We start from the raw sequence: 26308 nt of genomic DNA on the forward strand, positions 1-26308 counted from the left end.
CTCAGTTCTTGCCAAAGGTAAAGCCAACTTCCTTCGTTTCCTGATCCGTCACAGTCACCAACTGCGATTGCACGCCATAAACTTCGTGCCATGCCTCTACAAGAAAGCTGCCTGGCGGCAGGCCTTCGATTCGAAACGAACCATCATCTCCCGTGACGTTAAAAAACGGATGTTCGAGCACGCCGATGTAGGCGTTCATCCACGGATGAACGTCGCATTTGACCGGGATCATGACTTCCGGCTTGTCAAAGGCGCGAACGGTGGACATGCCCTGATTGGGCTGGCCTACATTGAATTCGCGGTTGAGGTGGGGCAATGCGTGGATGTTGTGCAGCGTATTGTCATCGTTCAAGATCTTCAACGGCTGGTGAACCATGATTCCCAGAACGTGCGGTTGGTACAGGCACCCGCGCTGTTCGAGTGTCACGGCAGCTTTGGGCGGTTCAAAGGCCAGACTTTCGAGCCCTTCCTTCACATACACAAAAACGTTGCGGAGTGTCCCGTTCTCATTGACGACAACATTTTCCACAAAAACGGGGTCGGGATGCATCTGCGCACAGTGCGGATCGGCATCGAAGAATATTCTCCTGAGTTTCGGAACCGCCCCCAGCCATTGAATTTTACCGGTGATCGTCGCGCCATTTTGAGAGACCTGCACGACAACCGGAGTAGCGGCGCCGGTTGACCCCTTCGAAGGCGGTGGGGAAACGGGAGGCTCTGTTTGGGTCTCAGGCTTCGCTGGTGGCACGTTAACGGCGCCACCTGCTCGCGGTATGTTACGTGAGGACGTCTGGTTGGCCGGAACAGGAAGAGTGAGGGAAGATCCCCGCGAATTCTGGGGTGGCTGTACCAAATGCTTCGGGAGCCCAGTGGACTCAGAGTCCGACAGCCCCTGGGAAGCCGGCGTGATGGAATTCTGCGATTCTCTTCGGAGAACAACAACGAGCAGGACGACAACGAGGCACAATGTCGCCAAGGAGAGAGCAAAGGTTGCTCTTTGCGTGTTCATCTGCTGACCGACTGACAAGGCCGTCGAACTACTACTGCTTCGGCGGAGGCCTGCGCATGATTTTTTCGCGCACGTCGCGGTAACTGAAATCGACTTTGGCGATCTCCTTGTACGCGGCCAGCGCCTTCTCTTGATCGCCCATGAGCTCGTAGGCGTTGCCCAGATTGTACAGCAAGTCCTTCTTCAATCCGTCCATGACCGGAAGTTCCGTAATGGCCTCATTGTACGTGTCGATGGCCATATCGGGAAGGCCCATCTGCTGGTAGCACTGGCCGAGCTGATTGAGGGAGGCGACTCGCCGCTGCGGCTGGTTGCGAGACTTCTGCAATTGCTCGACCGCGCCTTCGATATTCCCGATCTTGATATACAGTGTGCCCAGTTCGTAACGGTACATGAGGTCGTTCGGGTAGCGTTCGACGAGGCGCTGGGCTTCGCCGAGTTTGAGTTGGTCGAGTTCGGCTTCCAGGGCGGCGATCTCGCTGGTCAGCGCCGGGTCGCCGGGCTTCTGCGCGAGTTCTTTCTTCTGTCCGGTGATTTTGAATTCGAGGCGTTTGATCTTCGTGTCGCCAATTTCCTTCTCAAGTGAGGGATCCTGGCCACCTTCCTTCGCGTACAACCCTTCCAGATAACGGAGGGCTTCGTCGTAGTTGTCCCGCTGCACGTAAAGTTTGCCCAGTTCGCGCTGGATAACAGAGCTCTCGGGTTCCTTGGCGAGTGCCTCGAGTTTCTCCTTGATGAGGTTCTCCAGCATGTCCTCAGCGCGGACCATCCGCGACTGCTGCTCCAGCGCGATGGATTCATCCTTGTCCTTGAGCTTGTCACGGAAGGATGTGGTGCTCTCCTCCCACCCGCCACCGGCCATCGCGCCATCCGCAGTCGAATCCTTGGCGCCTTTCTGCGCCTCAAAATCATTGGGATTAATCTGCAACAGTCGGTCATAGGTTTCGCCCGCTTGCGCATGCTGGCCCGTTTCCTTGTAGGAACGCGCCAGCCAATGCAGCGCCTTGGTATCCTTGGGATTCAGTCGCGTATACGTCTCCAACGTCTGGACGACTGTTTCGGGAAGCTTGGCAACCTCGGCAGCTTCCGCGAGAACCCACAACGCCTGGGAGTTCTTGGGATCTTCCGTCAAGGCCTGTTCGGCGAGGGTCATGGCCTCACTGGGATTCTTCTGAACCGCCATCTTGGCCTTGGTCAGTAGCGGGGTAAGCTTGGCGCCGGTGAACATACGTTTCAAGCCACCAGCCGATTCCGTTTTCTTCATCTGCACAGCCCGCAAATATTCCCGTGCCTTGGTGAAGTTTGGCTCGATATTGAGGGTCTGGATGAGCATCTCGATGGCATAATCGAGGTTGTTGCGTTCCAGGGCCGCAAGCGCCTTCTGGTAGAAGCCGTTGGCGCGCGGATCGATATTGCTACTGGTTTTCTCAGCCATGACGAGTTTTGTGGGTAACCACCCGCAAAATATAGCAACCTTTCCGCACGGTCAATGGCTTTTCCTGCACCCAAGCGGTCTCGTGGTTGACAGCGGTCAGTCCTTTGTTAATATTCCCTGCGTAGTCGTGTGTCTTGTTGTATTGTAGAGACTCGGTCTCGGGTGTGACTTCAGCAGAAGGGTAGTCTTTCAAGGAAACAAAGATGATTGATGAAAAAGTGGCAGATTCCTCCGCAGCGCCGGGTGGCCAGCGGCCTCCAGGTGCGCGAAGAATCCAGGACGCGGTAATTCGGTTTGCCGGCAATTCGCAGGACGGCATTCAGGCGATTGGGGGTTTCCTGGCCCGGTTGGCCGGGCGTACGGACAAGGACGTCATCACTTACATGACGATCCCCGCGACGATTTCGGGCGGTCCCAGTATTTATCAGGTGCGTCTCGGCACAGGCGAAGTGCTCAGCGCGGGGGACGACGTGGACATTCTCGTCACCTTCTACCAGCATTCCTACAACGATCACATCAGCACGTTGCGCGACGGCGGCATCCTCATTTACGACAGCGACAACGTGCAGCCCGATCCCAACGAGAAGCGCTATCGCGCGATCGGTGTGCCCATCACGGGGCAAACAGTCGAAGCCATCGGCGGCACCGCGAAAGACAAGGGCAAGAACATGTTCGTGCTCGGGTTGATTGCGCGCATGTTTGATCTCGACGTGCCCAAGCTCGAAGCGATGTTGCAAGGTTACTACAAGGGCAAGGGCGACGACGTTATTCGCAATGTCATTGGTGCATTCAACGCGGGCTACGGCTATGACATCGGCAAAGTCGCCGACACATTTGAGTTCGTAGCTCCCAGCAACCGCGTTACGCGCAAGCAGGTTGTCATGGACGGCAACCAGGCCATCGCCTACGGCGCATTGGCCGCGGGCATTCGTTTCGGCGCCGGTTATCCGATTACGCCGTGGTCGAGCATCATGGAAATCCTGCGCGCGGAACTGCCGAAGTACGGCGGCATTTTTATGCAGGCCGAGGACGAACTCGCGGCCATCGCAATGGCCTGCGGCGCCTCTTATTCGGGTTACCTTTCGCTCACGGGAACTTCCGGCCCCGGTCTTTCATTGAAGACCGAAGCTCTGGGCTGGGCCGTAATGGCCGAAATGCCCATTGTCATCATCGATGTCCAGCGCGGCGGCCCGAGCACGGGTTTGCCCACCAGCGTCGAGCAAAGCGACCTCAATATCGCCTGTTTCGGTGGCCACGGTGATTCACCGCGTATCGTGCTTGCGCCTTCGTCGGTTGAAGACTGCTTCTACACCACACTGGAGGCAGCGAAATTGGCGCGGGAATATAGCTCTCCTGTGATCATCCTCTCCGATCAGGCGTTGGCCACGCGGTTTGAGGCCTGGGAGATGCCGGACCTTGCAAAGTTGACGCAGGACATCAGCCCGGATTTCTCGGCACGCGGACCCAACTACAAACCTTACGAGAATGCGGCCGACGGCATCGCGCACCACGCGCCGCCGGGCACCCCGATGGTTGATGGCAAATATCCGGTGGTGACCGGCTTGGAACACGACGAGGCCGGGCATCCCGCCAGCCGTCCCGCCAATCATGTGATGATGGTAGCCAAACGCCGCCGCAAGCTACAGGTGCTCGCCGGACGCTTGCCCAAGGCGGAAACCTACGGCCCAGCGGAAGGCAACGTGTTGCTCGTCGGCTGGGGTTCATCGCACGGCCCGATTCGCGAAGCCGTGGACAAGGCGCGCGCGGCGGGTGAGAGCGTCAGCTCATTGAACATTCGCTACATCCAACCGCTTCAGCCCGGTATCGGCGAGATCTTCGACGGCTTCAATCACGTCTTTGTGGTGGAGATCAACGATGAAGGACTCTATGGCTACGGCCAACTGGCCGCGCTTTTGCGGGCGCGGTACTGCACTGACAAGATTCGCGGCATTAACAAGACGGACGGTCTGCCCTTTAAAGTGCGCGAAATTCTGAACGGTATGAACGAAAAATTGAAACACTCTGTCGAGCCCGCGCTCGTTAGCGCCTGATTCTCCCAAGGAAATCCATGATTGCCGAAGCCAAAGATCTTCAAGCTAAAGAAATCAAACTGACCGATCGCGCGAAGTACACCAAAAAGGACCTGGTCGCTGACCACCCGACGTGGTGTCCGGGTTGTGGCGACTTCAGCGTTCTCTCCATCTATTTCAAAATGATGGAAAAACTCCAATTGCCCCACGAGAAGATCACGAGTATCGCTGGCATCGGCTGCTCGTCGCGCTTCCCGTACTTTGTGAACGCGTACGGCGTGCACTTTCTCCACGGACGCGCGGCGCCGTTCGCTACCGGCGTCTCCATGATGCGGCCGGACCTGCATGTCTTCGTGTTCGGCGGCGATGGGGATGCCTTCTCCATCGGTGGCAACCATCTCAACCACGTCGCGCGGAAGAACGTCAAGATGACCTATGTCATCATGGACAACTTCGTGTACGGTTTGACGAAGAAACAAACTTCGCCAACTTCGCCGCTCGGTTTCAAATCGAAGACCGATCCGACCGGCGCGGTGGATCATCCGATTAACCCGATGAAACAACTCATCGCCGCAGGGGCAACGTTCATTGCCCGCACGCATGCGCATCTGCCGAATCACGTCATGGAAATGATGGAGAAAGCGATGGCGCACGATGGTTTCTCGGTCATCGAATGCTTGAGTGAATGCACCGAGTTTTATCCCGGCGCGTTCGACGCCGCCAACCCACGCAAGGGTGGCGCATTCAACCTGGTGCCCGCGGACCATAACGTGACCGACGAAATCGCCGCGTACAAGCTGGCGATGGCGCCGTTCCCCGGCTACTTCGGCGTGTTCTACCAGGAACAGCGCGCCACCAAGAATGCCCAGGAGGCCAAGCTGATCGCCGACTCGAAGGCGCGGGCGGAAAATGCCTCGCCGACCGAACTTCTGCAGAAGACCTTCGCGCGGCTCAGCTAGGCCAATGACGTTGCTCCAGGCAGCCGTGTTCGGCCTCATCCAGGGCTTGACGGAATTCCTGCCGATCAGCAGCGCCGCGCATCTCCGCATTGTCTCGGCCTTCCTGGGATGGACCGATCCCGGTACGGCTTTCACCGCGGTGATCCAGTTGGCCATCGTCGTTACCTTGTTGGCGTATTTCTGGCATGATCTTGTTCGTATCGCGGCGGCGATGCTTCGCGGCGCGCAAACAGGCCGCCTGTTTGACGACCATGACGCACGGCTCGGGTGGATGATCGTGGTGGGAACGCTGCCGATCATGGTGCTGGGGCTGGCCTTCAAAAAGCACGTGGAGACCAGCCTGCGGTCACTGTACGTCATTGCTTTCGCCGAGATCGGCCTGGCGCTGGCGCTGATCGTCGCGGAGTACCTGGAGCGCTTTCGTGTCGCGGCGGGGACAAAACTGGGGGGAATGAAAGACATCACGTGGACAGACGCGATCATCGTGGGTGTGGTGCAATGCCTGGCGCTGATTCCCGGAGCTTCGCGGTCGGGTTCGACCATCACCGGCGGACTGTTCGTCGGTTTCACACGCGAGACGGCCGCGCGGTTCTCGTTCCTGTTGGCGCTGCCGTCCTTTCTGGGCGCGGGTGTCCTGGAATTTGTGCATCACCGTCACGAACTCCTCGCCGTACCGGGCGCGGGACGGAATCTTGTCGTGGCCACCGTCGTGGCCATCGTCGTCGGCTACGGAGCGGTCGCGTTCCTGATGAACTACTTGAAGCGTCACACCACCTGGCTTTTCATTATCTATCGACTCATTCTGGGCGCGGGATTGCTGGCGCTATTGGCCAGCGGGAGACTGCAAGCTTTCTAGCGCAGGCACTTGCTTGTTCCCTGGTACAAGTCGCATCAGGAACAGCAGCGGCCAGCCCAGGTAACGCCGCGCGCGCTCCAGACGGTTCGCCAGCGCCTCATCGACGACATGTTCGCTCAAGTGGTCGAGGATAAACCCGGCTCGAACCGCCGCCATGATGTAGTCACTTAACTGATGCGGGCAGCTGGCTGGGCGAATTTCTCGTCCGCTCGCGGGGTCGTGGAATCGGGCCTGGACTCCCCGCAGCATCATCGCAGGGTGCATGACCGAGACGACGACGAATCCGGAGGGACGACAGATGCGGCGCATCTCCCCAAATAGCCCAACCAAGTCGCTGATGTGATCGATCACCAATCCGCAGACGACGCGATCGAAGGATTGGTCCGTAAAAGGTAGCGGTTCGGCCAAATCATGCGCGAGAAAGGTGATGTTCAACCCTTGCGCCTTTGTTCGCGCCCGCTCCAACATCGCCGCGGAAAAGTCCAGCGCGTGGACAGCCGCTCCCGCCGACGCAAGACGTACGGCGTGCCGTCCCGTCCCGCACCCGATGTCCGCCACGGCCAGCCCACGAACATCGCCGAGCAATCGATCCACCAACGGTTCTTCAATGGCGATCAGGGGATTGCCGTCCTCATCGTAGATCGCGGCCCAAAGATCATAACCGTCCTTTGTGGACAGAAGATCAATCTGGGACGCAGCGGAATTGGCGGATTCCTGTGACATGGCCTGTTACCGTCATCAGGATAGCATCTGCCGCTCGCATTCGTCTAGACGCGCGCGCGGCAATCGCGATAATCTCCGTATCATGTCGGTCATCAAATTTGGCACATCGGGTTGGCGGGGGATCATCAGTGACACATTCACGTTTGGGAATGTTGAGGTTGCCGCGCACGCCATCGCGCAGCAACTGGACGAAAACCCTCCAGCCAAGGCCAGGAAACTGTTGATCGTCGGCCACGACACGCGCTTTCTGTCCCGGACTTTCGCCACCCGCTGTGCCGAGATCGTGGCCGGTTACGGGTTCGAGGTCCTGCTGACTGATCGCGATGCGCCGACACCGGTCATCGCGCATGCGATCCGCGCCCACAAGGCGAGCGGTGGCATTAACATTACGGCCAGCCACAATCCCGCCGAATGGAATGGCTTAAAGTTCAATGAATCGAATGGCGCACCCTGTTCACCCGAAACGGCGAAGGAAATTGAGGCAAGGGCGAATGCACTGACTGGTCAGCGGTTGCCTGCCAGTCGCCAATCGAAGGCCGTAAGAATCTTTGATCCACTACCCGGGTATTTCTCTCAACTTCGCAAACTCATCGATTTTACTACACTCAAGAAGCACCCGAAGAAGGTCGTAGTCGATCTGATGTACGGCACGGGCCGCGGCTATCTCGATGAATTGCTCGCGCGCAATGGCTGGAAAGTCGACGCGCTGCACGGGCATCCGGATCCACTCTTTGGCGGCGGTCATCCCGAACCCATTCGCGAGAACATGGGCGAACTACTGGCGCGCCTGACGAAAACGAAGGCCGTGCTTGGATTGGGGCTCGATCCTGACGCCGACCGCTTCGCCATTGTCGATCGCGACGGCACGTTCATTAACGCGAACCAGGTTCTTGCCCTGGCACTGTACCATTTGGTGAAGAACCGCCACTGGACCGGCGCAGTCGTACGCACGGTGGCGACGAGCCATTTGGTAGATGCGGTGGCGCGGGAGTTCGGGGTCAAGGTGCATGAGACGCCGGTGGGCTTCAAATACATCGGCGCATTGATGGAAAGCGAGCCGATCATCGTCGGGGGCGAGGAGAGCGGAGGCCTGAGTGTGAAAGGACACGTGCCGGAAAAGGATGGGATTCTGGCGTGCTTGTTGATGGCGGAACTGGTCGCTTACGAGGGCAGGGCACTCGGCGCGATTTTATGGGAAATTCAAAAGCGCGCCGGCGGGATCGTCAGCGACCGCATCAATCTGCATGTGACCCAGGAGCGGAAGGAAGAGCTGCTGCAGCGATTCAAGAATGGGCTGAATGAGTTCGCTGGACAGAAGGTCAGGAACGTTGTCGCAACGGATGGATATAAATTCTTGCTTGGTGACGGTTGTTGGGTGATGTTTCGTGCCTCGGGAACGGAGCCTGTATTTCGGTGTTACCTCGAAGGTCGTACAGCCCGCCAGTTGGCCGGCTTTCGCGAGGCGGCACTGGAGCTGGTCAAGTAGTCGAAGACTTCTTCATGCGCTGGCAGAGATCAACATTCGCAGTATTGTGCTTGCTGTGCGGAGCGGCGGCGCTCCCGGCCGCCGAGACTCGTTACGACGACGTTCTCTACCTTGACGAGTGGAAGCAGCCCGTCCTTTACCTAAGGACGCTCTATCGTACCCCCATCACTTTTTCGCGCGACCCGCGCAGCGTCCGAGCCTACCTCGCGCCAGGGGAGGCGGTGGAAGTCGTCGCGCTGGGAGAAACCCGGCATTATGTGGCCGCCCGGATCGCGACGGGTGCCGCGCGAGGCTGGGTAGACGCGCAAGCATTGGAGGCACCGCCCGTGGGGCTGGTGGATAAATTACGGGCACGCCGCGAAAAAGCCCAGGCGCACCGCGAATTGATCGAGCGCCATGAAGTCACCGCCACGATGACACGCGCGGAGGTACGCGCCAGCCTCGGGAAGCCGGACCGCACCACGCGACTACGCACGCGCGAGGGCGAGCAAGAGCGATGGGTTTACACCGTTTACAGGTATCTGCCGCATTATGCGCAATCCCATGATGGTAACGGGCAACTGCAACAAGTGGTGAGCTATCGACGCGAACCGGCCGGGCATAAGGTCATCACTTTCCAAAATGATGAAGTCGTGGAGATTGCCGAAGAGGAAAAGGAAAGCCCTCGCCTGCCTCCCACGGCGGTCGTTCCGCCCGCCGGTGCCATCAATTGAAGGATGCGCTTGATTCGTTCTCCCGGGGGTCGTATGGTAACCGAATCGCCGGCTCGCCGCATGGGTATTTGAGCGAATGTCCTTTCTGCGGTAGAGTAAACGAATATTTGAGAGACATTTTATGAGCATGAAACGTATCACCGTCGTGTTGATTGTGGTGTTGTTGGGAATCAACCTCGCCATCGCTGCGCGGATCTACTCGGAAGCTTCCAGCAAGCAGGAAAAGGACAACCCGTACGCGCAGATGGAACTCATGACCCAGGTCATGGAGTTGGTCCGCAAGGAATACGTGGACGGCAATGCCGTGTCGTACCGGGACCTGACGTACGGCGCCCTCAAGGGGATGGTCAACTCGCTCGACCCTCACAGCCAGTTCATGGAGCCCAAGGCATACGAAGACATGAAGGAGGACACGGAGGGCAAGTTCGGCGGCATCGGTATCGTCATCAGCATGTCCAAGGAAGGTTTTCTGACCGTCGTGGCGCCGATGGAGGATACTCCTGGCGCCAAGGCCGGGCTGCTGCCCGGCGACCGTATTATCAAGATCAACGGCAAGGTCACGGAGAAGATGGGCCTGCAGGACGCGGTGCGGCAGTTGCGTGGCGACCCGGGCACGAAGGTCACGATTACCATGTTCCGTACCAAAGCCAAGGATCCCGGTGAGAAGATCAAGGACTACACCATCGAACGCGCCGAGATCAAAGTGGATAGTGTCAAGGACGCGAAGATTCTCGGAGATGGCATCGGTTACGTGCGGATTACGCAGTTTAACGAGCCGACCGCCGAGGAATTCGAAAAGGCGCTCGCAAAACTCGAAGGGCAGGGGATGGACGCGCTGATCATCGACTTACGCAATAACCCCGGCGGCCTGCTTGAATCCGCGCGGAGGATTGCCAGTGAATTCATCCCGGCGGGGGAATTGATTGTGTCCACGGAAGGGCGCGACCCGGCGCAGAAGGTCGTTTACCGCTCTGAGCGCGGCAAGAAACGACTGGCCTACCCCGTCGTGGTCCTCGTCAACGCCGGCAGCGCCAGCGGCAGCGAGATCGTGGCGGGCGCGCTGCAGGACTTGCGTCGCGCGGTGCTGGTGGGTGAAACCACCTTCGGCAAAGGCTCGGTCCAGAGCATCCTCCAACTCAAGGACGGGTCGGCGGTGCGCTTGACGACGGCCAAATACTACACACCGAGTCACAAGGTCATTCACGAACACGGTGTCACGCCGGACATCATGGTGCCTGTTTCCGAGGAAGACGAGCGCAAGCTGCTGGAACAACGCGCCACCGCCAGTTTGCCGCAGACAGAGAGCACGGAAAAGACAGCGCCCATCGCGGATCTCCAGCTCGACCGGGCTGTCGACGTGATCAAGGGTGTCAAACTGTTCGCCAAACAGGCGAAGGTTGCCAAACAGAATGTGAAGGCGACCGCGACGACCGCCGCCGCGACGGCGGACTAAAGGCGTGCCGGGCGCAACACTGTGAACGTGCTCGGCGTCGAGACCTCCTGCGACGAAACCTCTGCCGCGGTCGTGCGCGACGGCGGAGAGATACTGTCCAACGTTGTCAGCTCGCAAATCTCACTGCACCGCCCCTATGGCGGCGTCGTGCCCGAACTCGCTTCACGCAACCATCTTCGATTGATTAACTCGGTGATCGAGCAAGCGCTGGCGGAAGCGCACACATCCATGGAACAGATCGACGCCATCGGGGCCACGTATGGCCCGGGCCTGGCCTCGTCGTTGTTGATAGGTCTTAACACGGCCAAGGGCGTCGCTTTCGCCACGGGAAAGCCGTTCGTCGGCATCAACCATGTTGAGGCGCATCTTTACTCGCCACTCCTGGCGAATAGCGCGACCGATGCGCTCCCAATGGTTTCGCTCATTGTCTCGGGCGGGCACACCATTCTCGCCCACGCAACGGCGATCGGAGAACACGAAATCCTCGGGCAGACCGTCGATGATGCGGCCGGCGAGGCGTTTGACAAGGTCGCCAAGCTTTTGGGATTGGGTTATCCCGGCGGCCCGGAAATCGAGAAGCTTGCCGGGAAGGGAAACCCCGCTGCCATAGGGTTTCCACGGAGCATGTTGCACGACGCGAGTGACAATTTTAGTTTCAGCGGACTGAAGACCGCCGTCCTTTACTTTCTGCGCAAGAACCCACAACATAGCGTTGAGGATGTCTGCGCAAGCTTTCAAGAGGCGGTGGTGGATGTGCTCGTTGGCAAGACCCTGCGAGCCACCGTCTCACGGCGCGTCAAAACTGTGAGTGTTTCAGGAGGCGTTTCCGTTAACGGTCGTCTCCGCAAAGCGTTGACCGCCGGCTGTGCGGATAACGGCTTGCGGTTGTTGTTCGCGCCGCCAAGGTTGTGCACTGATAATGCCGCAATGATCGCGGCGCTGGCGTACTATAAACTGCAGTCCGGCAAACCGAGCGATTTTTCACTGGAGGTTGCCCCGTCAATGGGTTTGGGAGCAGGAGGTAATCCATGACCGCACGCTTGATGGTGGCCGATAGCGAACGGGACGCGAACATGCTGTATGCCACACGCATGTTCGTGCCTGACCCGTTCATTTGGTTCGAGGTGCGCGGCCGGACGTACGCCGTGATGAGCGACCTGGAAATCGACCGTGCCCGCAAACAAGCGCAGGTGGACCGCGTGCTTTCTTTTGGGGCCTATCAAAGACAACTGAAACTGGCCGGCGTGAAACAGCCGCGTTTTAGCGACATCCTCAACCGCGTCTTGCGTGACTTCAAGATTCGTAACGTGGAAGTGCCGGATTCATTCCCGATTGGCCTCGCAAAACAATTGCGCGGCATTCGCCTCAGCGTGAAACCCAACCCTTTCTTCCCCGAGCGCGAGATCAAGACGCCGACGGAGATCTCCAAGCTGTCCGATGCAATGCGCCTGGCGGAACACGGGGTGCAGTCCGCTGTGAACGTCCTGCGGTTGAGCCGTATCGGTCGAGGAGGATTCCTCTATTGGCGCGGGAAGAAGCTGATGGCCGAGGATGTCCAGGGTGTCATCAACGCGACCATCGCTGGTCTGGGCGGTATCGCGTCGCACACCATCGTCGCCTGCGGTAATCAGGGGTGCGACCCACACGAAAGTGGTCATGGTCCACTCCGCGCGCACGCAACGATCATCCTCGACATTTTTCCACGGGACACGCACACAGGCTACTGCGGTGACATTACACGGACCGTCGTGCGCGGGCGCGCCACCGAGGCGGTGAAGAAAATGTACGCGGTTGTCGGCATGGCCCAACAGCTTGCCTTCCAGAAGCTGCGCGCCGGGGCAAACGGCCGGGATGTTCACGGCGCAATCCAGCAACTATTCATCGATGGGGGCTACAGAACCGGCCGCGTGCATGGACGGATGCGGGGGTTCTTCCACGGTACAGGCCATGGCCTCGGGCTGGACGTGCACGAGCGACCACGAGTCAGCACGGTCTCTGAGGTGTTGCGGGCCGGCCACGTGGTGACCGTGGAGCCGGGCTTGTATTATTGGGGTATTGGCGGCGTACGCCTCGAAGATGTCGCGGTGGTCCAGCGGAATGGCGCGCGCAATCTCGCGCGTTTTCCAAAGGTACTTGAAATCTAGGTGCTGCGGGCTAGATTGTCCGCTGTCGGAGATACTGTGGATATGGGAATCGGACTTTTTCTTTTGTTTTTGATTTTGGTACCAGGCCTGGTGGCTCAGGTCATGGTGCGGTCGGCCATTAACAAATACTCGCGCGTGCCAGCGCAATCCGGTCGCAGCGGCGCGCAAGCCGCAGCAGAATTGATGGCCGACGCTGGAATCCATGACGTCCAGATCACCCGCGCGGATGGTTTTTTGGGTGACCACTACGATCCGAGGACGAAGACGTTGGCGCTGTCACCAGATGTTTATGATGGCCACTCCATTGCGGCCCTCGGTATTGCCGCGCACGAGACGGGTCATGCGATACAGCACCAGCATCTGTACGCGCCGCTACAGGTTCGGTCGGCGATTGTTCCTGCAACGATGTTCGTCTCGCAATTTGTTTGGCCCATCGTTCTGATCGGTTTCCTATTCCGCAGCCCGCTGCTGATCGAGCTTGGCATCATCGGCTACGCAATCCTGTTGGTGTTCCAGCTCGTCACTCTGCCGGTTGAATTCAATGCAAGTTCCCAGGCCAAGATGATCCTGCAAACCAGCGGCCTTATCAACCGCAACGAGATTCAGGGTGTTAACAGTGTCCTGAACGCTGCCGCGTTGACTTATGTAGCTGCCGCGGTCGCCACGGCCGCACAATTGGCTCGTCTCATCCTGGCGAATCGTCGTCGTTAACGGCATAAAACGGTCAAATTTTCTTTGACTTTGTTGAGCCAGTCCGTTTACCGTCTCGGCACGATTTGAGGCAGGGCTTCGCGCAAAAAAGAATTCATGGACCAGACTTCGCCTTCTCCTACCGGTCGCAACAAATATCCCGCTGGCTTTCGTCCCCGCCGTGGCTTGAATTGGGTGAGCTTGGGGCTCATGTACGCCTCGTACTACGTCTGCCGCTATAATTTTCGATTTGCGACGACGGGGATGGTTCATGAATTTGGGTTCAATACGTTCCAGATCACAGGAATTCTGAGCGCGTGGTCGCTGGCCTACGGGATCGGCCAGCTCGTCAACGGCCTGATCACGGATCGTATCGGAGGACGTGCGGCGATGTTGATCGGCGCGGCCGGGACAATCATCATCAACCTGATCTACGGTTTCGCCTCGTTCGCCGGAACGTTTACGACTTTCGCGCTTATCTGGCTGATGAACGGGTATTTCCAATCGTTTGGCGCGCCGGGCATGATCAAGATTAACGCGGCGTGGTTCAATCGCAACGAGCGGGGAACCTTTGCCGGGATCTTTGGTTTCATGATTCAGTTGGGCCAGGTATCGATTGGCGCGTTGGCACCGCTTATTCTGGCGGGCTTCACGATTGGCGCCTGGACCGTGGCCAAGGGTGACTGGCGCTGGCTATTCCGCATCCCACCCATCATCACTGCGGTGTGTGCGGTCATCGTGGCCTTCTGTGCGAAAGAGACTCCCGAAGAAGCCGGGTGGCCGGGCCTCATTCATGACGAAGTAGACTCGAGTAGCGGCGTACGAATCAGCATTCGCAAATGTTTTACGACAGTCTTCACGCACCCACTGGTATGGTTTTATGCTGTCGCCTACGCGTGCACGGGAGCTGTACGCAGCAGTTCCGACCAATTGGCGGTGTTGTATTTCCACGATGTACTGAAGTTGAACCCAGAGGACAAACCGCGCGCCCTGGTCTGGACGCTGGGATTTGCGGTACCCATGGTGGCGGTGGTCGGCTCGTTGCTTTCAGGGATCGTCTCCGACAGGTTCTTCAAGGGACATCGTTCGCCGGTCGCCATGGGACTGTATTTCCTCCAGGCCATTGTAATCGGCCTGGCCGCCGTGGTGATTTACTCCGGAGTAGTAGGTCCCACGCGGGGCGGCGTTTTTCTCGGCTGCCTCTTCCTGATTTTGATTTCGCTGATGGTTAACTCAACGCACTCACTCGTGGGCGCCGCAGCACCCATGGATATTGGGGGCCGAAAAATGGCCGGTTTTGCTTCCGGCGTAATCGATTCCTTCCAGTATTTCGGTATGACAATTTTCCTGCCGGCAACCGGTTGGCTGATTGACAAATTTGGCTGGGGCGTTTGGTACCCCACGATGGCGGGTTTTGGACTCATTGGCGGCACCGCGATGGTGCTCGTCATGAAAAAACAGCGCTCGCTTGGCCACTTCAACAACCCAACGTAGGGTTTACGCCTCGGGGGCAACTACGGGTTTCGGGCCAGCCCTGAAGATGGCCCCGAAGTAATCGCGGTTCATCTTCGCAATGAAGTTCAGGCTGATCCCCTTGGGGCAGACCGCTTCGCAGGAACCGGTGACGGTACATGCGCCAAAACCTTCCTCGTCCATCTGTGTCACCATGGCAAGGACGCGGCGGTCTTTCTCGGGCTTACCTTGCGGCAGGAGATTCAGGTGCGAAACTTTGGCGGCGACAAACAACATCGCGCTGGCGTTCTTGCAGGCTGCCACGCACGCGCCACAGCCGATGCAAGCTGCGGCGTCCATCGCCAGGTCAGCGTCCGGTTTCGGTACGAGGATCGCGTTGCCGTCGGGTGCCGAGCCGGTGGAGACGGAAACGAATCCTCCCGCCTGGATAACGCGGTCGAACGCGGTGCGATCGACCACCAAATCCTTGATCAATGGAAATGCCTTCGCGCGGAATGGTTCGACGGTGATGGTTTCGCCGTCGTGGAAACTTCGCATATAGGTCTGGCAGGTGGCGACCTTGTACTCCGGGCCGTGCGGTTCACCGTTGATGACACAAGAGCACATGCCGCAAATGCCTTCGCGGCAATCGTGGTCGAACGCGATCGGCTCTTCGCCGCGTTTGGTCAGATCTTCGTTGATCACGTCGAGCATTTCGAGGAACGACATGTTGGGATTGATATCCTTCGCCTCGTAGGCAACGAAACCGCCGGCGCTTTCCGGGTCCTTCTGCCGCCACACTCGCAGTTTGACGTTCATTACTTGTAACTCCTCTGCGCGAGGTGCACTTCCTCGTAAACGAGCGGTTCCTTGTTCAAGGTGGGCGTTTTGCAGGCGCCTGTGAACTCCCACGCCGCGACGTAGGCATACTGCGCGTCATTCCGGTCGCACTCACCGTCGTTCGTCTGGTGTTCCTCGCGGAAATGGCAGCCACACGATTCGTCGCGCATCAGCGCGTCATAGACGAGCAACTCTGCCAACTCGAGGTAATCCGCCACGCGGCCGGCGCGCTCCAGGGACTGGTTGAGGTCCTCGCCACTGCCGGGGACGTTCACGTTTTTCCAGAACTCTTCGCGGAGCGCGGGAATCCGGGTCAGGGCTTCCTTCAGGCTCTTTTCGTTGCGCGCCATGCCGCAGTGACTCCACAAAATCCTGCCCAGCTCCTTGTGAAAATCCGTCACTGTTTTCGTGCCGCGAACCGCCAGCAGCTTCTTGATGCGATCGGTCGTCTCGTACTCGGTCAGCTTAAACTCGTCGGCGTCCGTTTTCGGGCGCGAACCGGGTTTTTGCGAGGCCAGGTAGTCGCCGATGGTGTAGGGGAGCACGAAATAGCCGTCCGCCAACCCCTGCATGAGCGCGCTGGCGCCGAGGCGGTTCGCACCGTGGTCGGAAAAGTTCGCCTCCCCGATCACGAAAAGTCCCGGCAAATTGCTCATCAAATTGTAGTCCACCCACAAGCCGCCCATCGTATAGTGAATCGCCGGGAAGATGCGCATGGGCGTGTGGTAAGCGTCTTCGTGCGTGATCTCGTGGTACATGTCGAAGAGATTGCCGTAGCGCTCCCGAATCTTGTCGATGCCGAGCCGCTGGATCGCATCGGCAAAATCAAGATAGACCCCGAGGCCGCTCTCGCCAACCCCGCGGCCTTCGTCGCAGACCTGTTTTGCCGCGCGCGAAGAAATATCACGGGGCGCGAGGTTGCCGTAACTGGGGTATTTGCGCTCCAGATAATAGTCACGTTCGCCTTCGGGAACCTCACCCGGGGAACGCTTGTCGCCCTTCTGTTTTGGCACCCAGACACGGCCGTCGTTACGCAGCGACTCGCTCATCAGGGTCAGCTTCGACTGATAATCGCCGGTTACCGGGATGCAGGTCGGATGGATTTGAGTGAAGCAGGGGTTGGCGAAAGTAGCGCCCTTCTTGTACGCGCGCCAGATCGCCGTGGCGTTAGAGCCGCGACCATAGGTTGAAAGATAATAGACGTTGCCGTAGCCGCCGGTGGCCAGCACGACCGCATCGGCGGAGTGCGAGGAAATCTTGCCGGTGACCATATCGCGTACCACGATGCCCTTGGCGTGACCGTTGACGACCACCAACTCGAGCATCTCGGTTCGAGGGAAGAGCTTGACCTGCCCGAGACCGACCTGCCGCATCAGCGCCTGGTACGCGCCGAGAAGGAGTTGTTGGCCGGTTTGGCCACGCGCGTAAAATGTCCGCGAGACCTGCGCGCCGCCAAATGAGCGATTCGCCAAAGCGCCACCATACTCACGCGCGAACGGCACGCCTTGCGCGACGCACTGGTCGATGATATTGACGCTGACCTCCGCGAGGCGGTGGACATTGGCCTCGCGCGAGCGGAAGTCGCCGCCCTTGATCGTATCGTAAAAGAGGCGAAAGACGCTGTCGCCGTCGTTCTGGTAATTCTTCGCCGCGTTGATACCGCCTTGCGCGGCGACGCTGTGCGCGCGGCGCGGGCTGTCCTGAATGCAAAACGATTTGACGCCGTAGCCAAGCTCCGCGAGGGAGGCCGCCGCCGAAGCCCCGGCCAACCCCGTCCCGACGACAATGATCTCATATTTCCGTTTGTTGGACGGATTGACGAGCTTGATGCTGGCTTTGTGCTTGTCCCACTTCTGCGGGAGCGGTCCGGAAGGAATTCGGGCGTCGAGTTTCATGTTATTTCACCACCCCGGCCAACACCGCGACCGGGATTGAGATGTAACCGAGAAAAATCAGGACCGCCATGACCTTCGCCAGGCGGTCGATCACGCATTCGTAGGCCGCGTTTTTCAGTCCGAGCGACTGGAACATCGCGCTGGTGCCGTGACTGAGATGGATGCAGAGCAGGCCGATACCCAGGACATAGAACCCAGAAACCCAGCAGCTCGAGAAGCCGAAGACCATCATCTGATAAATGTCATGCCGACCCTGGGTATCCATCAGGTCGCGATACTCCGGGTGAACGACCAGCAAGGTGTAATGCGCGAGGTGAAAACACACGAAGGCGAAGATAATCAGTCCGCTCCAGATCATGGTTCGGGAAGCGGTGCTGGCTGCCACCAGTTCCTTTACTTCATAACCCGTGGCGCGCGCCGCGCGATTCTCGATGGTCAGCGAGATGGAGGCCCAGATGTGGATAATCACGAACGCCAGCAATCCGATACGAGCCGGCCAGAGGATCTCGGGCGTCGTTTGGAGGAAGTGACCGTAGCGGTTGATCGATTCCGGGCCGAGAAAGATCTGCAAGTTTCCAACCAAATGGCCGATCACAAACAGCAAAAGCCCGGCGCCAGTGATGGCCATCAGGAACTTCTTTCCGAGCGTGGAGGTAAAAAGCCGCAGCAAAATATTCATGGATGCAGCTACGGTGGTAATAAAATGCGCCGCAGAATGCCAGAAGTTTCTTCCGAAACCTGCCGCAGGGATGGCGCAGTCAGACCCTAGTGAGCACAGACAACCGCGACCCGGTCGCGTTTCTGGCCATAGGAAAACTTGCGGAAGCGGCGGATCTCCGTCGTGCGGCGGGTGCGCGAGAGGCCGTCGAGATGGCGCACGTAGCGTCGCGCCAGCCGATTCGTCTCATGATAGCGTTCCGCCAACAACGGCTCTTCAAAAGCCAGGCGTTCTCGATCGAAGACGCAGGCCCTCAACCAGCGCCGGTCCGCATCCGTCAGCCGTTGCGGCTTGTTAAAAAACGCGCAATACTTCTGGAGAATCAGGTAGGTATCAACCTTCGCTTGCAGTTCGAGATCGCGCACAAAGGCTTCGCTATGGATGTTCCGCGCGCCTTCGCGAAACTTTAGCGCGGCGTGAACGGCATGGTCGAGTTCCTCGAGAAATACCATGAACGGCAGGATGTTCTCGTCATTCAACCCACAGGCTGGATTGTTCTTCTCCAGCGCTTCCACCACGCTGGAATCGTAGTGGATTCCCAGGCACAGCTTGCCATCCACAATTCGTAGGAAAACACGCCCCAAATCTGAAATCTGCGCGGCGCTGGGACCGGCCATCTCCGATAATGCATGGCTGCGCTTTTCGCTAAGAAGGAAATCCTCGAAATTCACACCCGTGTGTCCGTAGGTGCGTTCCAGTAGGATTTGGATCTCGCCGAGCAGCGTCATCATCCACGTATTAAGCAGCTTAGGTGCCACTCGCAATAATGGTGGAGGGCAGATAAATCAAGCGACGCGCGGTGGCCTCTTGCATTCGGTTGGTTCTTCGTGCATAGAATAGGTGTCGGTATGAGGATTTTATGAGCAAACCAAAGATCACTGCGTGGTTGAAACCGAGTTGCGGATGGAGCAACGGCGTGCGCGCCGTGCTGCGGAAGTACGATCTTCCCTTTGACGACCGCGATGTCATTAACAATGCCGAGTACTACCAGGAGATGGTGACCCGGAGCGGCCAGCCTCTACAACCGACGCTGGAGATTGACGGGAAGATTCTCGCCGACGTAAGCGGTGAGGAAGTGGAAAGCTGGCTTATCCAAAACGGCTACGTTAAACCCAGCGACACCGCGACCGACGTTCCGACCAATGCGGCCTGCCAGGACCATCCCGAGCCGACAATCAAGTTCGGTCGCGGATAGACCGCTGACGAACCGCTACAGGTTTTTCTCCGCGCGTCCGTATTACGCAGATGCACGGATCGCTGAGCCTTGCAGGGCGTTTGACCATCGGTCACTCCAAATGCTACAAGTGAACTGCGCCTGAATCAGAAATTCACATGGCATCCCTGCAGCACACACATGTTGGGCAGCACCTGTTCATCGGGTTTGCTGGCGCTCAGCTGACGGCTGATACGCGCCGTCTGCTGAATACGCTGCAGCCCGGCGGTATCATACTGTTTGCCCGCAATGTCGACACCGCCACCGAACTGCGCTCTCTCGGACAGGCGCTACGCACGGAGTTTTCCTATCGTCCACTCCTGGCCATCGACCAGGAACACAATCGCGTCAACCGCCTGCGCAACATCATCGGGGAAGCACCGACGATCGCGGACCTGAAGAAGCACGGCAATGTCGAGCAGGCGGAGGACTTTGGACGCGTCACCGGACGCTGGTTGCATCAGTTCTGCATCGATATTGATTTCGCGCCCGTTTTCGATCTTGAACTGTTCGACGAGAAGACAGACAACGCGTTGCGGGAACGTTGCTGGGGCCGGACTGCCGACGAAGTGATTCGCTGGGCCGGCGCGTTTTTGGAAGGACTGGAGCGCGAAGGTGTGGCCGCGTGTCCCAAGCATTTCCCGGGTCTGGGCGGTGCGCTGCTGGATTCCCACGAGAAGTTGCCAACCATCTTGCGCACACGCGAAGCCATGCTGGCCGAGGACATTGTGCCGTATGCCCGGTTGATGAGGCGGCTCACTGCCATCATGGTCGGGCACGGGTATTATCCCGCCTTTGATGGGGAGAAGCCGCGGCCGGCGTCGCTTTCCCGGACAATCATCACGGACTTGTTGCGGAAACAGTTCGGTTTCACCGGGATTGTCCTTACGGATGATATGGAGATGGGCGCGATCTCCGAAGTGGGTTTGTTCGGGGAGGCTGTGGTCGAGGCGTTTCGCGCCGGGGCGGACATGTTGCTCGTCTGCCACACCGCCGAAAAAGCGGTAGCGGCCCACGAGGCATTGACGAAGGCCATTGAGTCGGGCCGCATCAGCCTTGGGCGGCTTTTTGAATCGCAGCAACGCATCCAGCAGTTCCGCGATGAATGGATCGCGCACCAGGCCTGAATCCTCGTGGACTGGCACGACAAATTGAACCAACGGATCGTTCGGTGCCAGCTTTGTCCGCGCCTCGTGCCGTACCGCAAGCGGATCGGCCGCGAAAAGAAACGCGAGTTCCGCGACTGGGATTATTGGGCGAAGCCCTTGCCAAGCCTTGGCGACCCGCGCGCGCGCCTGTTGATCATTGGTTTGGCCCCTGCGGCGCACGGGGCCAACCGCACCGGGCGCATGTTTACCGGCGACTCTTCCGGGCGGTGGTTGTTCCGCGCGCTTCACAAGGCTGGATTCGCCAGCCAACCTAGCTGGCAACGTCGCGATGATGGACAGAAGCTGATTGGCTCTTACATCACTGCGGTTTGCCACTGCGCGCCGCCGGACAACAAACCGTTGCCCAAGGAGATTGAGAACTGCAGTGTTTACCTCGATGAGGAATTGAACGGTCTCAAGAATGCGCGGGTGGTGATCGTGTTGGGAAAAATTGCGTTCGACAATTACCTGAAGGGATTGCGGCGGCAGGGCGTGGTGTTGCCGAAACCGCTACCGAAGTTTGCCCACAACGTAGTCTATCAACTCGGCGACAGTCGGCCGACGCTCATCGCTTCCTATCATCCGAGCCGCCAAAACACGAACACCGGCAAGCTGACCGAACCGATGTTTGGCGCCGTGTTTACCCGTGCGAGGCGATTGCTCGACACAGTCGACTAACGCAAGGCCTTGATGGCTTTGCGGGCGTCGGAAACGTGCGCAATGATCAGGGCGTCCGACTGCGGGCAACCCGCCGTGGCATAGAGGTAGTCAATATTCACTTTCGCGCCGCCGAGCGCGTCGGCGATATGTGCCAGCGCGCCGGGTTTATCCTGGGCCGGTATGCAGAGAACCTTTGTCTCACCCACGTCGAGACCTTTACGGCGCAGAACGGCACGCGCTTTGGGCGCTTTATCCGGCACGATGCGGACGATGTTGTACTCGAAGCCGCCCGACGCGTCGATGGCGAGCACATTCACTTTTGCCCGGGCCAGCGCGTTGGTGACTTCGCCGAGGGTGCCCGGACGGTTTGGCAGGACGATGGAAAGTTCAGTTCGTATGGTCATGGTGATCTCCGTGATCGGTTAGGTGTGATGTGCCAGTGCATCGGTGAAGGAGCAGGCAACGATGGGGTTGAGGCCGAGCACCTGCGCTTTTTGGATGAGCTCGGGGCTGTCGGCGCCGGGGTTCACCCAAAACTCCTGACAGCCTTTTGCGGCAATGTTGTCGAGAACCTTCAGGCCAACGGCGGGAGGTAGGTACAGGCTGATGCGGTCGAGGGTCACGGGAATGTCGACGATCGACTTGTAGCATTTCAGGCCCTCGATCGTCTCCTCCTTCGGATTGACAGGATAAACGTCGTACCCCGCCCGCAAATGAGCGTGAATGGATTTATTGCTGAATTTGTTTTGGTCGGCCGACGCGCCAACAATCGCCACGGTTGGTTTGCCCATTTCCCTCAGCCTCCCAGATATGATTTCTTCACTTGTTCATTCTTTATCAGATGTTCCGCCGTATCTTCCAACACTATTTTTCCAGTCTCCAACACGTAACCGCGTTGTGCCACATGCAGGGCCATGTTCGCGTTCTGCTCGACCAGCAGAATCGTCGTTCCCTGGCGATTGATCTCGCGGATGATGTCGAAGATTTTTGTGACGATCATGGGCGCGAGGCCGAGGGACGGTTCGTCCAACAGCAGCAGTTTCGGCCGCGCCATCAATGCGCGCGAGATCGCGAGCATTTGCTGTTCACCGCCGCTGAGTGTGCCGCCGAGTTGTGTTTGCCGTTCTTTTAAAATTGGGAATGCCGCGAACACTTGCTCCACGTCCGCGCGCAAGGCCTCGTCATTGACACGCTGAAACGCACCCATCTCCAGGTTCTCCCGCACCGTCAGCCGCGGGAAGATGCGCCGCCCTTCCGGGGCCTGTGAAATTCCGCGGTGGACAATCTCGTGTGCCGGCCGGTTCTGAATCGGCACTCCATTGAACAGGATGCGGCCCTGGCGGCATGGGTTGATACCGCTGATCGTCATGAGCGTCGTGGATTTGCCCGCGCCATTGGCACCGAGCACCGCCACAATCTCACCTTCGCCAACAGTTAGACTGATTCCCTTCAGCACCTCGATGAGACCGTATCCGGAACGAACACCCTCAAGTTGTAGCAGGGTCTTCATGACTCTTTCCCGAGATACGCTTCGATGACCTTTGGATTACTGCGGACCGCTTCGGGGTTGCCTTCGGCTATTTTTTCGCCGTGGTCGAGGACGGCGATGTGGTCGGAAATTCCCATCACAACCTGCATATGGTGCTCAATCAGCAACACCGTGATGCCGCGATCGCGAATGTCATGGATCAGTTTCATCAACTCCTGCGCCTCGGCGGGGTTCATACCCGCTGCCGGTTCGTCGAGCAGCAGGAGGCGCGGTTGCATCGCCAATGCACGGGCGATTTCGAGGCGGCGTTGGTGGCCGTAGGAAAGATTCTCCGCCAATTGATTAGCGTCTCGATCCAGATCGACAAAGCGCAGGATGTCCATCGCCCGTTGCACGGCTTCGTCCCGCTCGCGCCAGTATAACGGCAGGCGCAAGGCTGCGTGCCAAACGCTGGTGCGTAATTGGCTGTCCATGCCCAGCAACACGTTGTCGAGAGCAGTCATTTGATTAAAGAGCCGGATATTCTGGAACGTCCGCGCGATGCCGGCGCGCGCGGCGACTTCGGGGGCGCGACGGGTGCGGTGCCAGATTGCGAGGGCGCCCGCCAGTCCGACCAGGCCGCCGATTAGAAAAGGCACCACGAAACGTTGAATGGGCAATTCGCCAAAGTAATTGGACGCGGCACTGACGGCATTCGACCACAGGAATGTTTGCTGGTACGTGTAATTCGAGGTGATGGCCGTGTCCCAAAGCGGCTCGACGTTGACGATCAGCACCAGACTCAGGCCCGCAATCAAGCCGACGAGCGCCAGCGTGAGTGCGGTTGTCCAACGGAACGGGCGGCGGGCTTCCTCGCCGTTGAAGCAAATACGGCCATTGGTGGGATCATAGATGCCCGTGATTGCGTTGAAGAGCGTGGTCTTGCCCGCGCCGTTGGGACCGATGACTGAAACGATTTCTTTCGCGGGAATATCCAACGATACGGAATTGACGGCAGTCAGGCCGCCGAAGCGCACGGTAAGGTCGGAGATTTCGAGAATGTTCATGAGGTTGGCGGAGAGTGGGGTTCGTTTGGATGAACCTCGGCCTTGAACTGTCGGGATGGCAGAAGGCCTTCGGGTCGGAAGCGCATCATCAGGATGAGGGCCAGTCCGTAGAGCATGTATTTCCAGTTGCCCGGCGCGGTGAACACGTTCGAACTGCTGATAAGCTGATGCGCCTTCAGGAAGTTCGTCACGGTTTCCAACACGATGGAATTGAAGCCCATGATCACCAGTGCGCCGAGGAGCACGCCGCCGACGTTACCCATGCCGCCGACGATCACGATACACAACGCGATGATCGAAACCTGGAAATCATAATTGCCCGGCTCGCCGCTGGAGCCGAGATAGCTGGCCCACAATGCGCCCGCGAGGCTGCATTGCGCCGCGCCGAGCGCGAAGGCCAGCAGTTTCATCTTCATCGGGTTGACGCCCATGCATGAGGAAGCGAGTTCATCTTCGCGGATGGAAATCCAGGCGCGACCGACACGTGAGCGCTGGAGGTTGCGGTTCAGAAGCACGAGCACCGCCAGAAAGCCGAGAAAGAGGTAGTACCAAGGTTGGTAGGTCTCGGCGTGGAAGTGGTAGCCGAACCAGGATGGTCCTGGCAGGGGATTAATGCCTTGCGTGCCCTTGGTGATGGAATCGAGATTCTTCAGGACGTCCTCGACGATTTCTCCGAAGCCGAGGGTGACGATGGCGAGATAGTCACCTCGCAGACGGATCGTTGGCAGGCCGAGAAACAAGCCGACGGTTAATCCCACGAGAACCGTTAGCGCTGTCGCCGACCAGAAACCTAGGCGGAAGGGATAGATATCGCATGTTAGAATCGCGTAGCTGTACGCGCCGACGGCCATGAAGGCGGCGACGCCGAGGTTGAGTTGACCGGTGAAACCGGTGAGAATGTTCAAGCCGAGCCCGAGCATCGCCATGATAAAAATCGGACGGAGAAGGTCGCCGATACGCGGATGACCCGGTAATACCAACTCAATGAGCGGAATCAGCGCCGCTACGATGAGGAACGACCAGTGAAAAAGGATTCGGCGCGGAGCGGGCATTAGACCTTCTCCTTGGCGCGGGCGCCGAGCAGGCCTTGTGGACGAAACACGAGCACCAGAATCAGGACGGTGAAGACCAGCACGTTCGTCCAGCGCGTTTCCAGATACTGATCGCACAAGGCCCGAGCCAGGCCGATTACCAAGCCGCCCAGCACTGCACCGGGCAGGCTGCCGATGCCGCCGAGGACGGCGGCGGTGAAGGCGTCCATGCCGGCGCGATAGCCCATCTGAAAGTAGATCGTGTTGTTGTAGACGGAAGACACGACGCTGGCGACGCCTGCGAGCGCGCCACCGATGAGGAAGGTCTGGCCGATGACGCGGTCCACCGGAATGCCCATTAGGCGCGCCGCCAGCCGGTCCTGTGCCACCGCTCGCATGGCCTTGCCCGACCGCGTGCCTTTCACGAACCACGTCAGCAAGACCATCAGCGGCAGCGTCACCACGAACACCATGAGATCTTTCTCGGTGAATTCGACGGCACTTTGGCCAAGCAGGTTGACGTTCGAGACGAGAGCGGGAAAATCCTTGGGTGAGGCGGCGGAATGTCCCAACCCGAAGACGTTCATTGGCACGCCGCCCCAGAGCAGGCCGATGTTCATAAACACGAACGAGAGGCCGATTGCTGAGACGAGCGGAGCGAGTTTGGTGGATTCGCGGAGATGGCGGTAGGCGAAACGGTCCGCGAGCCAGTTCAGCCCGCCGCAGAATAGCGGCACAACAAGCAGCATCACGAACAGACCGCCCCACATGCCCGGTGCGCCGGCGGTGAGCTGGTCGAGTCCGAGCAGGCCCACGACGGTGAGCGCGGCGAAACTGCCGAGCATGAAGAGGTCGCCGTGGGCGAAATTGATGAGTTCGATGATGCCGTAGACCATCGTGTAGCCCAGGGCGATGAGGGCGACGATCATCCCGTTGGACAATCCGATGATCAGTTGTTGCAGGAAAATCTCACTGCCCGACATATCGGCGAGACTCTAGCGATGCGAGGGCGCGCGGTCAATCACGGTGCGCGGTTGCGAGACCTAACTACAACAACGGTAAGTTTGCAGTACGGGTCAGCACATTGCTCGTCGAAATGGGACCGGATGGCGAACTGGTTCCCAGAAATACTCAACTGAATATTCCCCTCGATGGGCTCCTCGGAACGTACAGGGTCGAGATTACACATCACTTTCAGCCGCATACAGACGTGGGGAAAGTCTGGCGTGTGTTCAAGCTCTTGAAACATTGGCAATGGATGCGACTGCCTGAGGATCACTTGAGATCTGTCCCCTTTGCACATTGCGAAGAGCAAGAG

General features: G+C 58.6%; 26 protein-coding genes and 1 pseudogene. 13 read left to right on the forward strand and 14 right to left on the reverse strand.

Annotation, left to right across the window (positions count from 1 at the left end):
* Position 1 precedes the first annotated feature (1 nt).
* Together VNL17_02190 and VNL17_02195 are read right to left on the reverse strand one after the other, a co-directional pair.
* Positions 2 to 658 carry a carboxypeptidase regulatory-like domain-containing protein gene (locus VNL17_02190; protein ID HXI82883.1) on the reverse strand — a complete coding sequence of 219 codons (657 nt, stop codon included), beginning with the start codon at positions 656 to 658 and terminating at the stop codon, positions 2 to 4.
* 382 nt (positions 659 to 1040) lie between these two features.
* Positions 1041 to 2444: a tetratricopeptide repeat protein gene (locus VNL17_02195; protein ID HXI82884.1), complete on the reverse strand. Its 1404-nt coding sequence runs from the start codon at positions 2442 to 2444 to the stop codon at positions 1041 to 1043.
* Between the two features lie 203 nt (positions 2445 to 2647).
* Between VNL17_02195 and VNL17_02200 the strand changes: the two genes are divergently transcribed.
* Genes VNL17_02200 through uppP form a run of 3 tightly spaced genes read left to right on the forward strand, consistent with a single transcriptional unit; the run spans position 2648 to position 6289 of the window.
* Entirely contained in the window at positions 2648 to 4495 is a 1848-nt protein-coding gene (locus VNL17_02200) for a 2-oxoacid:acceptor oxidoreductase subunit alpha (protein ID HXI82885.1), read from the forward strand.
* Positions 4496 to 4512: 17 nt separating this feature from the next.
* Positions 4513 to 5433 (forward strand): thiamine pyrophosphate-dependent enzyme, encoded by a 921-nt coding sequence (locus tag VNL17_02205; protein ID HXI82886.1) that lies wholly within the window; start codon positions 4513 to 4515, stop codon positions 5431 to 5433.
* 4 nt (positions 5434 to 5437) lie between these two features.
* Positions 5438 to 6289 (forward strand): undecaprenyl-diphosphatase UppP, encoded by an 852-nt coding sequence (gene uppP, locus VNL17_02210; protein ID HXI82887.1) that lies wholly within the window; start codon positions 5438 to 5440, stop codon positions 6287 to 6289.
* Here uppP and VNL17_02215 read toward each other — a convergent pair.
* Positions 6257 to 7012 carry a class I SAM-dependent methyltransferase gene (locus VNL17_02215; GenBank protein ID HXI82888.1) on the reverse strand — a complete coding sequence of 252 codons (756 nt, stop codon included), beginning with the start codon at positions 7010 to 7012 and terminating at the stop codon, positions 6257 to 6259. The two genes, uppP and VNL17_02215, sit on opposite strands and share 33 nt — an antisense overlap.
* A gap of 82 nt (positions 7013 to 7094) precedes the next feature.
* On the opposite strand from VNL17_02215, the gene VNL17_02220 reads away from it, so the two are divergent.
* From VNL17_02220 to VNL17_02250, 7 genes are all read left to right on the forward strand, one after another.
* Positions 7095 to 8498: a phosphoglucomutase/phosphomannomutase family protein gene (locus tag VNL17_02220; protein ID HXI82889.1), complete on the forward strand. Its 1404-nt coding sequence runs from the start codon at positions 7095 to 7097 to the stop codon at positions 8496 to 8498.
* A 14-nt stretch (positions 8499 to 8512) separates the two neighbouring features.
* Positions 8513 to 9211: a hypothetical protein gene (locus VNL17_02225; protein ID HXI82890.1), complete on the forward strand. Its 699-nt coding sequence runs from the start codon at positions 8513 to 8515 to the stop codon at positions 9209 to 9211.
* 121 nt (positions 9212 to 9332) lie between these two features.
* Positions 9333 to 10664 carry a S41 family peptidase gene (locus tag VNL17_02230; protein ID HXI82891.1) on the forward strand — a complete coding sequence of 444 codons (1332 nt, stop codon included), beginning with the start codon at positions 9333 to 9335 and terminating at the stop codon, positions 10662 to 10664.
* A 21-nt stretch (positions 10665 to 10685) separates the two neighbouring features.
* Complete coding sequence (tsaD, locus tag VNL17_02235) at positions 10686 to 11696, forward strand: tRNA (adenosine(37)-N6)-threonylcarbamoyltransferase complex transferase subunit TsaD (GenBank protein ID HXI82892.1); 1011 nt, start codon at positions 10686 to 10688, stop codon at positions 11694 to 11696.
* Positions 11693 to 12808 carry a Xaa-Pro peptidase family protein gene (locus VNL17_02240; GenBank protein ID HXI82893.1) on the forward strand — a complete coding sequence of 372 codons (1116 nt, stop codon included), beginning with the start codon at positions 11693 to 11695 and terminating at the stop codon, positions 12806 to 12808. The genes tsaD and VNL17_02240 overlap by 4 nt, the downstream gene beginning before the upstream one ends.
* Positions 12809 to 12850: 42 nt before the next feature.
* Positions 12851 to 13519: a zinc metallopeptidase gene (locus VNL17_02245; GenBank protein ID HXI82894.1), complete on the forward strand. Its 669-nt coding sequence runs from the start codon at positions 12851 to 12853 to the stop codon at positions 13517 to 13519.
* Positions 13520 to 13615: 96 nt separating this feature from the next.
* The gene (locus tag VNL17_02250; GenBank protein ID HXI82895.1) at positions 13616 to 14992 is read left to right on the forward strand and encodes an MFS transporter; all 1377 of its coding nucleotides are present in this window, start codon (positions 13616 to 13618) and stop codon (positions 14990 to 14992) included.
* Positions 14993 to 14995: 3 nt separating this feature from the next.
* On the opposite strand, the gene VNL17_02255 is transcribed toward VNL17_02250, so the two are convergent.
* From VNL17_02255 to VNL17_02270, 4 genes are all read right to left on the reverse strand, one after another.
* On the reverse strand, positions 14996 to 15769 hold the full coding sequence (locus tag VNL17_02255; GenBank protein ID HXI82896.1) for a succinate dehydrogenase/fumarate reductase iron-sulfur subunit: 774 nt from the start codon (positions 15767 to 15769) through the stop codon (positions 14996 to 14998).
* Entirely contained in the window at positions 15769 to 17685 is a 1917-nt protein-coding gene (locus VNL17_02260) for a fumarate reductase/succinate dehydrogenase flavoprotein subunit (GenBank protein ID HXI82897.1), read from the reverse strand. The genes VNL17_02255 and VNL17_02260 overlap by 1 nt, the downstream gene beginning before the upstream one ends.
* Before the next feature lies 1 nt (position 17686).
* Entirely contained in the window at positions 17687 to 18364 is a 678-nt protein-coding gene (locus tag VNL17_02265) for a succinate dehydrogenase cytochrome b subunit (protein HXI82898.1), read from the reverse strand.
* Between the two features lie 86 nt (positions 18365 to 18450).
* The gene (locus VNL17_02270) at positions 18451 to 19161 is read right to left on the reverse strand and encodes a hypothetical protein (protein ID HXI82899.1); all 711 of its coding nucleotides are present in this window, start codon (positions 19159 to 19161) and stop codon (positions 18451 to 18453) included.
* Between the two features lie 101 nt (positions 19162 to 19262).
* On the opposite strand from VNL17_02270, the gene VNL17_02275 reads away from it, so the two are divergent.
* From VNL17_02275 to VNL17_02285, 3 genes are all read left to right on the forward strand, one after another.
* Positions 19263 to 19598: a glutaredoxin gene (locus VNL17_02275; GenBank protein HXI82900.1), complete on the forward strand. Its 336-nt coding sequence runs from the start codon at positions 19263 to 19265 to the stop codon at positions 19596 to 19598.
* 137 nt (positions 19599 to 19735) lie between these two features.
* Entirely contained in the window at positions 19736 to 20743 is a 1008-nt protein-coding gene (gene nagZ, locus VNL17_02280; GenBank protein HXI82901.1) for a beta-N-acetylhexosaminidase, read from the forward strand.
* A 6-nt stretch (positions 20744 to 20749) separates the two neighbouring features.
* Positions 20750 to 21442 (forward strand): uracil-DNA glycosylase, encoded by a 693-nt coding sequence (locus VNL17_02285; protein HXI82902.1) that lies wholly within the window; start codon positions 20750 to 20752, stop codon positions 21440 to 21442.
* Here VNL17_02285 and VNL17_02290 read toward each other — a convergent pair.
* From VNL17_02290 to VNL17_02320, 7 genes and pseudogenes are all read right to left on the reverse strand, one after another.
* Positions 21439 to 21828: an ACT domain-containing protein gene (locus VNL17_02290; protein ID HXI82903.1), complete on the reverse strand. Its 390-nt coding sequence runs from the start codon at positions 21826 to 21828 to the stop codon at positions 21439 to 21441. The genes VNL17_02285 and VNL17_02290 overlap by 4 nt on opposite strands.
* An 18-nt stretch (positions 21829 to 21846) precedes the next feature.
* A complete protein-coding gene (locus tag VNL17_02295; GenBank protein HXI82904.1) occupies positions 21847 to 22215 on the reverse strand; it encodes a CoA-binding protein in 369 nt (122 codons plus the stop codon).
* 5 nt (positions 22216 to 22220) lie between these two features.
* A complete protein-coding gene (locus tag VNL17_02300) occupies positions 22221 to 22925 on the reverse strand; it encodes an ABC transporter ATP-binding protein (protein HXI82905.1) in 705 nt (234 codons plus the stop codon).
* A gap of 5 nt (positions 22926 to 22930) precedes the next feature.
* The gene (locus VNL17_02305) at positions 22931 to 23689 is read right to left on the reverse strand and encodes an ABC transporter ATP-binding protein (protein HXI82906.1); all 759 of its coding nucleotides are present in this window, start codon (positions 23687 to 23689) and stop codon (positions 22931 to 22933) included.
* Between the two features lie 66 nt (positions 23690 to 23755).
* Positions 23756 to 23959: pseudogene (locus tag VNL17_02310) on the reverse strand (ATP-binding cassette domain-containing protein).
* The gene (locus tag VNL17_02315; protein HXI82907.1) at positions 23956 to 25011 is read right to left on the reverse strand and encodes a branched-chain amino acid ABC transporter permease; all 1056 of its coding nucleotides are present in this window, start codon (positions 25009 to 25011) and stop codon (positions 23956 to 23958) included. Before VNL17_02315 ends, VNL17_02310 begins: the two are co-directional and overlap by 4 nt.
* The gene (locus VNL17_02320) at positions 25011 to 25973 is read right to left on the reverse strand and encodes a branched-chain amino acid ABC transporter permease (GenBank protein HXI82908.1); all 963 of its coding nucleotides are present in this window, start codon (positions 25971 to 25973) and stop codon (positions 25011 to 25013) included. Before VNL17_02320 ends, VNL17_02315 begins: the two co-directional genes overlap by 1 nt.
* Between the last annotated feature and the right edge of the window lie 335 nt (positions 25974 to 26308).

Source organism: Verrucomicrobiia bacterium, from assembly GCA_035577545.1.
Classification (GTDB): Bacteria; Verrucomicrobiota; Verrucomicrobiia; order Palsa-1439; family Palsa-1439; genus Palsa-1439.